The organism is Rhodanobacter sp. T12-5 (assembly GCF_008329435.1).
Taxonomy (GTDB): domain Bacteria; phylum Pseudomonadota; class Gammaproteobacteria; order Xanthomonadales; family Rhodanobacteraceae; genus Rhodanobacter.
Genome location: NZ_NPKN01000002.1, coordinates 520,613 through 532,558, shown reverse-complemented (window position 1 = coordinate 532,558; position 11,946 = coordinate 520,613). Strand labels below are relative to the sequence as shown.

Below are 11,946 nucleotides of genomic sequence, written 5' to 3'. Positions count from 1 at the left end.
TCTACGAAGTCGCCTGGAATCGCTGGCGCCAGTCCGCGAGCATCAGGACGTTCCACAACGCGATACTTGCGTCCGTGCTTTGATCCAGATGTGAGCGCCAAAGCATGCGGACGAACCCCTCGTCTAGCATCGGCAGCTCGCGGAGTGAGGCGTGAGATAGCAGTGATTCCGCCCAATCGCGCAATGGGCCGCGCAGCCATGCTCCCATGGGAGGCGAGAAACCTTGTTTGGGACGATCGGTCAACGCGCGTGGCACATATCGCTCCAGCACGCTGCGCAACAGATACTTGCCTTGACCATGGTTGACCAGCATCTCATTTGACAAGTGCCATGAAAATTCTACGACGCGATGATCAAGCAGGGGGACACGGGCTTCCAGGCTGGAGGCCATGGAGGCGCGGTCCACCTTATGCAGAATGTCATCCGGCAAATAATCGAGTTGATCGCCGTACATAAGCCGCCGCAAGGTATCGTCCACCCCAGATGGTGCGCGGCAATGATCGAAAATTTGCAACGTTCCGTCGCGCTTGAGTCGCGACAGGCCGGTGCCACCGATGAATGACAGCCGCAGCGCATCAATATCGACGACGGCGATGCGTTCGGACAGGCGGGCAAACCGATGGGACAGGCTATTGGCTGCGGCGGAAACCCTCGCGACCGGGCGCAAGATGGCCGCCATCATCGCTAGCGCCGGCGCGATGTTGCGACGAAGCACTTTTGGCAGCGGCCCAAACATCTGCCATAGCCGGAGTATCGCGAAGTAGCGTCCGTAACCTGCGAACAGTTCATCGCCACCATCACCCGACAGCGCAACAGTCACATGCTGTCTGGCCAACCGGGATACCAACAACGTGGGTATTTGTGAGTTGTCTGCGAACGGTTCGTCGAACGTCTTGGACAAGCTGGGGACCAGTGAAAGTGCGTCGTCAGGGCTGACATATAGCTCTGTATGTTCGGTTCCGAGGTGAGTGGCCACGGCTCGTGCATGCGGAGCCTCGTCATAGCCGACCTCATCGAAGCCGATGCTGAAGGTCCGCACGGGACGTGAAGACTGCGCCTGCATCAGCGCTGTAACCAGACTGGAGTCGATCCCGCCTGAGAGAAACGCGCCGAGTGGCACATCGGCGGCCATGCGAAGCCCCACGGCATCACGCAACAGGGCTTCGAGGGTATCGACCACCGATTCATCAGGTGTCAGTGGCGCACCCAGGCCATCGATTGCTGTTGAACGCAAGGACCAGAAACGCGAGATGTGGGCTGACAGTTGTTCCCAGTCATGCACCCTGCGCATCTGGTCCAATGTCAATGTCAGCACGCAACCGGGAGGGAGCCGATAGATCCCTACAACCGCCGATCGTGGTCCCCGGATATAACCCGATCCGAGAAACGAGGCGATGGACGCCTGATGCATTCGCGCCGACCAACCCGGCACGTGTACGAGTGCCTTCAACTCGGAAGCAAAAGCGAAGGTTCCCCCCACCCAGCCAAAGTAAAGCGGCTTTTCACCCATGCGGTCGCGTGCCAGCACCAACGCACGTAGCTGTCGATCCCAAAGTGCCAGCGCGAACATGCCGTTGCACCGCTCCAGCGTGGCGTCGATACCCCAGGCTTCGAAGCCTGCCAGCAGTACTTCGGTGTCGGAATGTCCGCGCCAGTTCGGTGCTCGACCAGTGCGTTCAAGTTCTGTACGCAGCACGGCATGATTGTAGATCTCACCGTTGAAACTCAGCACAAAACGGTTGCTCGCCGACAGCATCGGTTGATGCCCCGCGGCGCTTAGGTCGATGATTGACAGACGCCGGTGGCCGAGTGCGATACCAGCATCGTCAATCCAGCTGCCTTCATCATCCGGGCCGCGATGCGCGATGCTGTCCAGCATCGCAGACAGCGTATGCGGGCAATGGTGGGATGGGTCAAGCAGACCGGCAATTCCGCACATCAGGCCGGGCCTGCTTCAAGCGACTTTTCACAGTATGCCTCGACACCGTTGCCTCCCGTGGTGACTCGGATGTTGCACGCTCCTAATTCTTTCAGCGTCTTACGTATAGCTGCAGGAGATCGCCGATGCTTGAATACATCGGTCATCGCATCATGAGTATCCAGCAGCATCCATTCGTAATACATCTGCTTGTCCCTGAGCCCGAAGTGAGGGTAGTAGCAGACGATCGGCGTGAATCGACTAAGGAGAAACTGCATCGCCTTCGATTCACGAAAGCGCCACACCCAAGGGAACCAGAAGTCGTATACCCGTCTGACGGCGTCGAATTGCCGACCTTTTGGCAGCCGCAAAAAATATCGTCGATAGAGAAGGCCAGCTACACCCAGCGGCGGCGGCAAGAAGTTCCTGAGCTTCCACCGGTAATGATCGATGACCAAGCTCCCGCCCGGCTTCACCATGCTCCAGAGTGAACGGATGCTTTGCTCTGGGTCGGGAGTATGTTGAAGCACACCAAGGCAAACTACAAAGTCATAGGTGTTTTTCGGAAAGGGAATGTGACGGATATCCGCCTGCGCTAGTGTCAGTTTGTCGGATGAGCCATTATTGGCCGCATTGGCCTCGACCGCGCAGGAATAATCGAACGAATCAAGCAGCGCCCCGTACTTGAGAAGAATTTCGGTAAAGCGGCCGGCACCTGAGCCTGCCTCAAGCACTCGCCGATCGGCAACCTCTGGAAGCCTGCCTTGCATGCATCTGGCCAGTCTCTCTTCCGAGAGAGGAATTCCGGTGTGCGAATCCAGTTGTGTTTTCGGGAACCGGTTCCATTGTTCCCCGAACGCCTGCGCATAATTCTCGGTCGATACGAAGCGCGGAATTTCACGGATAATCGGATAACTTTGGCTGTTTTGGGCAAACAGACTGTTGCCGGATTTACTCAGCGGTAAACCGTCAGCCGGATCCGCAAACCTTGAGTGGTTAGGGTTCATGGTATAAGTCAGAAAAGTCCAATTAGGATTTAAATTGCGATCGTCATGAAAGAATCCACTCAGGGCTGACGCATTTAATTACCCAACAATACGTCTAAGTAGCGGTCTGTAATCGTTGAAAGATCATATGAGCGTAAATGCTCAGTAGCGGACGGGCGCTTTCGAATTCCGTCCAGAATTTCTACCACGGATTGCGCGATCGCCAATGCATCTCCCACTGGAACTATAGTGCCTAGTCGCCCTCCATCTAAAATTTCGGCTACCGTATCCGAGCTGTTTGTGCTGACAATTTGACAGCCACTGTCTAGTGCTTCAAGCAAGACATTCGGGAAACCTTCGCATCGCGAGGTAGATACGAACACTTCCGCATGACGCATCCATTCGTGTGGATTCGAGGCGTGCCCCGCGAAGTGCACATCATCCTCAATGCCAAGACGTGCCGAAAGCAATTTAAGCGATCCTAATTGTGAACCCGAGCCCAGAATGACCAATTGTGAGGGTTTGTGAGCGCGGACGAGTGCGAAAGCCTGTAGCAACGTGGCGAAGTCCTTCTGCAACTCCAGTCTGCCACAGGCTAAGACTATCGGAACTCCGTCAAGGCGAGGTGTGCGGATTTTGCTTGTTAGAGTTTTTGTGGAGGGGAGTAGCGGGTTTGGTATCACGTGAATTCGGTTTCCTGGAACATGTGCCATATCGCCTATATGCGCCGCGAGTTCGCTCGAAAGAGCGACGACTGCGTCGGCGCGGTGATATAGCACGCGCAGCGCTACCTTATTGGCGTACGTGGTGACCGTGGACGGGGCCTTAATTTCTTCACCGGCGCGGTAGGCCTCGCGTACAATGCAGCGAGTTTTCGATGTGGATAAATGACACGCAAGTAATGCTGCAAAGTTGGCTGAAAACACGGACGAAAGTATCGCCATAGGGCGTTCTTTATTTAGATAGCGGGCAAGTTTGAGCACTGAGTGCAACGGCTTGGTGCTCTCCAGTGATACGTGGCGAACACCAGTAGGCACCGCATGTTGCCATGGCCCGCCAGATTGTGCGGTCACGAGGTCGCAGCGGTGACCGCGCGCTGCGATTTCGCCGGAGATCGCAAGCAGCACGCGCTCGGCCCCTCCGGCTGACAAATCCGGTAGAAAGAAAGTAAGTTTTTTTTTGTCCTTGACCAATGTTGGTAACCAATCTTAGAAAATACTCAATCCGGATTTGGCTTTGATGCCTTGAAGACCAGCGTTGTCTCTCGTGTGAGAACGCCGCCTAGTACCAAGAAATTACGAATGTAGGCAATGAATTTCTTTGATGGTCTTAACTGAGGTGAATTCATGAAGGCGCGCTTGTAGACAGTAATGTTTTCAAACTGATTTTCTAGCACGCTGCGCATGAATGCTAAATTGAAGGATTGAACATGGCCAACTTTATGAAACAATGTGCCGCAATGAGGACAGATGACTTCTGATGCCTTGAGATCTTCGTCGAACGGCACTGTACCAAGAAGCATGCCTCCCGGCTTTAATATGCGTCGAATTTCAATAAGGCCGTTTCCCAGAGTGTCGTTATCCAGGTGCTCTATTACTTCAGAAACCACGACCGCATCGATGCAAGAATCTGAAAAAGGCAGATTTTGTATAAGAGCAGCGACCGAATTGATGTTATTGCTACCGCGAGCCAGGTGCAGCGATAAGACATCCGGATCAAGACTGATCACGCGATGCCCCTGGTCGCTAGCTATACGCTCGAATTGTCCAGAGCCAACGCCGATATTGAGCACAAGAGACCTAAAGGGTAGCTGCCGCGAAAGGTAGTGGAGACGTGTAGCGGCGCCCGAAAATGATTCGGGATGAGCTGTCTGATAGTGGCGCCAAATTTTTCTCTGTTCCATCAACATTAATCCTGGCTATGACGCGTCATGCCGTATTGTCCTTTTTTCTCAACGAGTATAGGCCGAATAAGATTGCAATCCCATCTGCGCCGATAAGAGCGGTGATGGCACCGACGATGGAAAAAATTGGAATCAATATCAGCATCGCCGCAACGGAAACGACAACGGCTCCTGTTTCCACAACATTCCGAGCGGCCTGCATGCCGCCGGTGGTTAACAGCATCACCACGACCTGGCGCACCGAGTTGGTGACAATCACTAAGCATAGAAATCTTAACAGCTTGCTTGATTCCTGGAATTCGTTCCCTAGGGCTAAGGAGGCGTAGGGCGCGAGTAGCCATAAGAAACTTGCGGCGATTGTTGAATATAGAATTGTTGTCGCGAAAAGCCACTTCCTTTGCCGGCGATGATCCGGACCACTGGCAGCAAATTGACGTGGGGTGACCGCCATGATCAATGAATTTACGGGTAGTGTCATCGCCTGCATGATTCGGTAGGCTGCGGCGTACTGTCCAGCGAGCGCACCACCCGCGGAGCGAAGCAGGATAGTTTTGTCCAGTTCGCCGCCTGCTGTTACCGCAACCCCGCTGATAACGTAAGGTAGTCCTTCGCGTATCGTGGCGATCAGTGATGGCCTCTGTCGCATATCACCACCGCGCGGCCATGCAAAACATAGTGCGCCAGACACCACGATGGTGAGCCAGCCAAGATACAGTGGAGCAAAGGCGGCCACATCATGTACCTGTGCTACCAGTGCGTAGAGCACCGCGAGGAAGCGTGCAAACGGAGCGAGCGTCAGAATCGCTCCCGACAGGAACATGTTCTCCTCAGCTTGATGTCGGTATGCGAGTGGCAGCAGCATAGGAGCAACCACCAATTCCGCGCAGGCGAGAAAAGCGAGAGTCGTTGGGCTCAGCGTTCCGCCCAGAGTCAAGATCGAAAGCGGCCATATCAGCACGAATAGTGCCATACCGGTCGCAAGGTAGGTGCGTTGTGTTGCTGACATACGCGCGTGGAGCTCGCCTGCGCGTGCGAGATGTCGCACCAATGCGATGCCGCTGCCTAATCCCGCAAATTGCGCGAAGGTGACATAGAGAGCAACTGTGCCAGCCAGTTTGCCGTAGCCTTCGGCACCAAGAATCCTCGCCATCAGGATCAGGCTGCTTGCCTGCAGCGCTATCCGCAGAATGTTCCAGCCGCTTGCGTGTGCTGTGTTACGTGCGAGTTGTCCCGGACGCCACGATACCATCTGTTTGATTTGTGCGATTGACATCCAGATTGACCAATGGCGAGTGAGCGATAATGACATTTATGCCGGCTGTTACGGAATCGTCCGTCGTCTCAAAAACGTGGGGAACCGATGAATTTTAGACAGTTGTCCTACGGGCTGCTTAGTTTTTTGCCGGGAGTTCCAGATTCCTTGTACAAAGGGACTGGGGGTACCAGTTCGGCCGAATATTGCTATTGCATCTGGCTCAGACACCTGGTGCTTGCGCGTCAAGGAGGCATGCAGGAATTTCCGGCGGTCGTGGCAGAGCTTGGTCCAGGTGACTCCATCGGTGTTGGGCTCGCGGCGCTGCTTAGCGGTGCTCAACGGTACGTGGCGCTGGATGCTTTGGTTCACGCGGATCGAGCTAACAACCTGCGTGTGTTCGATGATTTGGTGACGTTGTTCATATGTCGCGCACCCATTCCGGGCAGGGATATTTTCCCGGAAATTGCTCTCGATCTGGAGAGCAGTGCGTTCCCAATCGAGCTGATTGGGGAACAACGTCTGCGCGATGGGCTGAACGTAGAACGTGTCGCTTGGTTGCGTCGAATAGTAAGTGGGGAATGCCCGGATCCGGGTGTGATCGACTATCGCACGCCTTGGGAGCGGGTGGGTGGGGCGGACGCCGGTTCGATCGACTTCCTATTGTCCAATGCGGTGATGGAGCACGTTTCCGACCTGGAAGCATCCTATCTGGCAACGACGAGATGGCTGCGCGCAGGTGGATATGCATCACATCAGATAGACTTCCGCTCGCACTCGCTGTTCCGGGCATGGGATGGTCATTGGGCCTGTCCGGATTGGCTATGGGCGCTGTTTGTCGGGCGACGCGGTTATCTGCTGAATCGGCAGCCGCTTCGGGCGCATCGTACTCTGGCGGCAATAGCCGGACTCATGGAGCACCGTTGTGTACGGATTGAACGGGCGCCGGAGTCACAACGCCTGGCGAAGCGCTTTCGTCATATCGAGGCCGCGGATCGTGCAACCTGCGGCGCTTATCTGCTGCTGCACAAATCGTGTGTTGGGGAGTGAGCAGGGATGCGTCATGGACCTCACCTGTCTGCTCCTTCTTTCATGCCTCGCAATCCGTGAAGTTCGGTCAGAACATTGTCCAAACGTCCACCAGTGTTCAAGGTCATAAGCTGTTCCATCACTTTTTTGGCCTCAGCTCTGCGACCTTGGGCAACCAACATGCGAACCAAGGTGATCTGGTAGGCAGGCTCACTGGGTTGAGCCCGCACAGCTTCGGCCGTCATTCGCTCGCCGAGGACGTGATCGCGGAGCACGTTCCAGGCGTAATCTCCATACGTGGCCATTACGCGGGCGCTCGGGTTGGGGTGTGATAGCGCCGTGGTGAACGCTTGTGTCATCCGGTCACGCGGCAGGTCGCAATGTCGTTCGCTTGCGCATTGGGTCAGGGCGTTCAGAGAGCTCTCGTCCTGTACGCCAGGTGGCTGCATCCGCAGTTTGGCGATCATGCTGTCCCACCATGCATCCTTGATCGGCAGCTTCATGCGGGAGTTCATGAAGATCAGTGCCTGTTGCGGCAGGATCGAAGAGTTGGGCAGTGAGGCAGCCTTTTCCAGCGGTGCATAGGCCAGTTGCGTAAACGGCGATCCGGGGTCGTAGTGTGAGTAGATGATGTAGGTACGTCCCAGTTCATACTGAGCGCGTGGCGACTGCGGCGCGCGCGAAGCGAGGTCCTCGGCAAGCCGCAGCGGATTGCCCCAGGCGTAGGCGGTGAAGGCGGTCAAGGTTGTCCAGCACGCCAGCAGTCCGCCCAGCGCCAAGTGGCGAGGCAGGGCGAACGGCTCATTACGCGGTGCTGCAAGCAGCGGCACGATCGCCAGCATCAACCCGAAGCTGGCGAAGTAGTTTCGGTGTTCGTAGATCAGCTCCAGCGGCAGGATGGTGCCGGTGAGCAATTGGCAGCCAAGAAAAAGTGCGATGCCAAGTGCGGCCAACGGTACGCGTCGGCGCAGCCAGATCATCAGCCCGAGCAATGCACCAAGGAACGCGATGCTTGCCAGCGTGGTCCACGGCGTGAGCAGCCCCGTCGATATAAGGAAATCGTCGTGATAGAACGACAGCGCATCCGGTGACGGCAACAACGTCCACACGATGTAATCAACGATGATGCGTGTCTCGCTGAGCAGGCGGGTGGTCAGGCTGAAGTCCCGGGTGACCCAAGCCTCCGGCTTGATGATGCCGGGTAGCAGCCATGCCAGCCCCGCCACCATCGGTATGGCCAGAACGAGCAGGAACAGCACGACAATGCGCCGGTCGCGGTGTTCGACCTTTGGTGTTTCGGATGTCGAAACCGGAGCGGTGTCTCCGGCGCGCGCGAATTCGAACAAGCACCATTCGATCAGGAACGCATACAGCGGGAGCATCACCGCCGTCTCCTTCGCCAGGATGCCCAAGGCCGCCGGGATAGTGACGCTGACCAGACAGAGGATGAAGCCTCGGTTGCCGGTTGAGAGGTGCGTCCAGCCGAGCTCTCCAGAGGTGGGCGGGCAAGGAGCAGTCAGCGCCAGCATCTTGTGACGCCCCACGACATAACCGATCAGGCCCAGCAGAACGAACAGATTGGCCATGCTCTCCATGCGCTGCACCACATAGAGCACGCCGGTAAGGTTGATCGGCAGCAGCATCCAGCTGGCGGCGACCAGGGCAGCAACTACGCCAGATCGCGCTTCGGTGGTCGCATGGCCCGATCGCAGCAGCACCCGGGTCAACAGGAACACCAGCAGTCCGTTCAACAGATGGAATGCCAGATTGGTGAGCTTCATCCAGTATGGGTCGAGGCCGCTGGCGAGATAGTTGGCTGCGAAGCTCAGCGAAGCCAGTGGTCGCTTGAATTCGCTGGCCGGCGAGGACAGCGCGGCGCCGACTAACGACGAAAGGCTGGCGTCGTGCACTTGAATGGCGTGGTTGTCGACGATGTTCGGGTAATCGTCGAACAGCCAGCTGCCCTGGAGGCCGGCCCAATAGATGGCGACGACCAGGACGAGCGACAGCAGAAACAGTCCCGAACCGGAAAATCGGAACCTTTGGGCATGGATCATTCGGCTCACTCGCGGGCAACAAGATGGGGCTGTTGCAGACAAGTATGTATGAATGTATGAGGTATATCCGAATGTGCCTGCGTGGAGGGCAGCCAGACTTCCCGCCCGTTCACGCCGAGCGCGGCCCGAGCAGCGGGCGGGGTCGAAGCGGTGTCCGCCGGCATGACGTCAGGAGGAGCTTTCGGGCTTGAAGGCGCGGCTACTGCGCCGTTGCTGCAGGCGCCGTCGAAACTGGCACTTTCGTCGCCGCCATTTTGCGACAGTTGGCGGGGACCGAATCGGCTTCTCCCACGAGGATGCTGCAAATCCAGATGATGGCGCTTGTCGGGCCCTGCTCTGGGGTCAGCAACAACTGGATATCCGGGGTTGCACCGGTGCCCTTGGTGACAAGGGTGATTCGCCCGCCGTCGGCAACGCTGACGCGTGCCGCGTAAGGGCTGACCGAGGCGGCGGTGTTGTACCCCAGTTCACTGGCTTTGACATGCTCCAGTCCACCGTGAACGGTGGCGGCCTCCGTCACTGCGACCTTCGCCGCATCGGTGGCGCCTAGTGCTTCACTCACGTGACCGGCAATCCGGTGATTGCGCCACAAAGGCAAGGCGATGAGGACGATCGCCACGATGAGCACGATGACGACGATCGCCGTGATATTCGTTTTGCCTTGCTGTGCATGCATGATCGGCTCCGTGGCTTGCGGATTGAAAGTCGAGCCGCTTCGCACATCAGTCGCGAAGCCCTGGTTCAGGGCCGGCGGGCTCGCATGAATTAAGCATCCACCCATCGTCGACGTATCGTGATGCTTGCCGAGCAGAGTCCGATCACTCGGTGCCGACTATGGGCTTTTCGGTTGTGGTGCGACTTCTTGCTGCTGCTTGAGAATGTTGATCGCCTGCTCATTGATGGCTCGATCATTCACCAACAATCGCCGCAGCAGCGGCAAGCGACTGTAGTTGGCGTGTTGCAGTGTGGCGATGGCTTGGTCGTAAAGCCCGGCGCTGGCGAGATATTTCGCCTGCAACCGCACGATCTCCGCGTCGGGGTCTTTTGCGTAGGCGGCGTCGAGTTGACGAATGGCTTCGCCGAGATCCCCTTCGGTCACGGCGGCCTCATGCAGTTGATAGTGCAGAAAGCCGCTGGCCACGCCGTCGAAATAGTTCGGGTTTGCCAGCAATGCGTGAACAAGCAACTGCCAGCTCTGCGCGTTCAATGGGGCGCACTGGTGCGCGTTCACCAGCAGGCGCAGCGTTTCGATGTTGGTGAATCCGCCGCGGTCGAAAGGTGCGGTGCGCAGAAGCGTCGTCAACGCCTGCATGTCGGTGTCGGCAAGATCCCCGCGCATGCATTTCAGGTAAACCAGATTTTCCGCCAGCCCCGCATTGTCGGGATGCCTGGCGAGCGCCGACTCCACCGTCGTCAGCGCCAGCGCCATCTGACCATGCAGATAGAGGCGGCCGGCCAGCATCGTCTGCGCGCGGCTCGATTCGGGCTGGTTTGCGGCCCACGCCATCGCCAGACGATCTTCCGACGCATACACCCGAGTGCTGAGAAAGGTGGTGAACGCCGATGCGGCCAGCCACAGGATGGCTACGCCCATCAATCGCTTGCGAAGGAGGGGCTCCGACCTGCCGACGAGACCCAGCGCGATGGCGATAAACGGTCCGATGATGGGTACATAATTGCGATGCTCGAAGTACAACTCCAGCATTACGCTGCTGCTTTCGAGCAGCTGGCCACCGAGATACCAAAGGATGGCGAGCGCCAGCAGTGGCCAGCGGCGTCGTGAAATGAAACCCACGATGGCCGTCCCCAGGATGCCGATGATCGCTGGCAGGGTTGTCCATGGCGCGAGTACATTGCGCGATATGGCGAAGCCGTCGTGGTATAGCCCGTAAAGACCAAAGCGCGGCAGAAAGATATTGCCCAAGTAGTCGAAGACGACACGCGGTTCGGTCAATAGCCGTTCGCCCAGCGTGAAGTCGCGAATCCCTCCATTCGAACCCAGATGGGCAAGTTGGCTCGCCAGGAAGCCCAGCACAAAAAGCACGCTGGGCCAGATCAGCGAGCGTCGCCACCATTTGAGTCCCGACGGCAGGCCCGCCACTTGCGCACGCAGCACGGTGGCATCGAGCACCAGGGCAAACAGCGGCAACAGGATGCCATTCTCCTTGCACAGAACGGCCAACACCATGCATACGCCCAGCCCCAGTGCCATCCAGGCGGCACGTCTTTTGGCGGTGGCGTTGTCGTCAAGCAATCCCCTGAGATAGGCGAGCAGCCCAAGCAGCACGAACAACGCCATCAGCAACGTCATGCGTTGCACCACCAGCAGCACGCCGGAAATCTGGATGGGGTTGAGCAGCCAGGCCGCGGTTGCCAGCAAGGCTGCGGTGAATACGCCGGTCTCGTCGATGCGGACGAATCCGGCGCGCTCGGATCGGTAATGGCGTGCCAGCAGCGTGGTCAGCCGATAGACCAGCAGGCCACACAGCAAGTGGATGCCAAGGTTGACCAGCTTGAAGGGAAATGGATGATCCGGCCAGGAAGCCTTCTGCAAAAGAAAGCTGAGCATGGACAACGGGCGACCCGGGAATCCGCGCGGCTGGGAAAGATAGATGCCGAGATCGCGCCAATTGCCGACGTGGTCGATACTGGTCAGTGCCGCGAGGTTGGGGAAATCGTCGAACAGGAACGGGCCGTGCAAGCCGGGCCAGTACAAGGCAACACAGAGCAGAAGGAGAGCACCAAGCCACATCCAGCGAAATTTCTTCAGCACCATGGAATCGATATCGTTGAGTGGCGCG

The 11,946-nt window shown here is 57.4% G+C and carries 9 protein-coding genes; 1 reads left to right on the top strand and 8 read right to left on the bottom strand.

Annotation, left to right across the window (positions count from 1 at the left end; translation table 11 throughout):
- Nucleotide 1: 1 nt before the first annotated feature.
- From asnB to CIW53_RS06550, 5 genes are all read right to left on the bottom strand, one after another.
- Nucleotides 2–1,939, bottom strand: a complete 1,938-nt coding sequence (asnB, locus tag CIW53_RS06570) for an asparagine synthase (glutamine-hydrolyzing) (RefSeq protein ID WP_149363876.1) — start codon at nt 1,937–1,939, stop codon at nt 2–4.
- Entirely contained in the window at nt 1,939–2,925 is a 987-nt protein-coding gene (locus tag CIW53_RS06565; protein ID WP_149363875.1) for a class I SAM-dependent methyltransferase, read from the bottom strand. The genes asnB and CIW53_RS06565 overlap by 1 nt, the downstream gene beginning before the upstream one ends.
- A 74-nt stretch (nt 2,926–2,999) precedes the next feature.
- Entirely contained in the window at nt 3,000–4,097 is a 1,098-nt protein-coding gene (locus tag CIW53_RS06560; RefSeq protein WP_149363874.1) for a glycosyltransferase, read from the bottom strand.
- Nucleotides 4,098–4,123: 26 nt separating this feature from the next.
- Nucleotides 4,124–4,807 carry a class I SAM-dependent methyltransferase gene (locus tag CIW53_RS06555; protein WP_172969603.1) on the bottom strand — a complete coding sequence of 228 codons (684 nt, stop codon included), beginning with the start codon at nt 4,805–4,807 and terminating at the stop codon, nt 4,124–4,126.
- A gap of 25 nt (nt 4,808–4,832) precedes the next feature.
- Nucleotides 4,833–6,080, bottom strand: a complete 1,248-nt coding sequence (locus CIW53_RS06550) for an oligosaccharide flippase family protein (RefSeq protein ID WP_172969602.1) — start codon at nt 6,078–6,080, stop codon at nt 4,833–4,835.
- A 234-nt stretch (nt 6,081–6,314) separates the two neighbouring features.
- On the opposite strand from CIW53_RS06550, the gene CIW53_RS06545 reads away from it, so the two are divergent.
- Nucleotides 6,315–7,109: a hypothetical protein gene (locus tag CIW53_RS06545; protein ID WP_149363871.1), complete on the top strand. Its 795-nt coding sequence runs from the start codon at nt 6,315–6,317 to the stop codon at nt 7,107–7,109.
- A gap of 20 nt (nt 7,110–7,129) precedes the next feature.
- On the opposite strand, the gene CIW53_RS06540 is transcribed toward CIW53_RS06545, so the two are convergent.
- The 3 genes from CIW53_RS06540 to CIW53_RS06530 all read right to left on the bottom strand — a co-directional run bounded on the left by CIW53_RS06540 (nt 7,130) and on the right by CIW53_RS06530 (nt 11,921).
- A complete protein-coding gene (locus tag CIW53_RS06540; RefSeq protein ID WP_149363870.1) occupies nt 7,130–9,145 on the bottom strand; it encodes a hypothetical protein in 2,016 nt (671 codons plus the stop codon).
- 199 nt (nt 9,146–9,344) lie between these two features.
- Nucleotides 9,345–9,821 (bottom strand): pilin, encoded by a 477-nt coding sequence (locus CIW53_RS06535; RefSeq protein ID WP_172969601.1) that lies wholly within the window; start codon nt 9,819–9,821, stop codon nt 9,345–9,347.
- Nucleotides 9,822–9,977: 156 nt separating this feature from the next.
- Entirely contained in the window at nt 9,978–11,921 is a 1,944-nt protein-coding gene (locus tag CIW53_RS06530) for a hypothetical protein (protein WP_149363868.1), read from the bottom strand.
- Nucleotides 11,922–11,946: the final 25 nt, after the last annotated feature.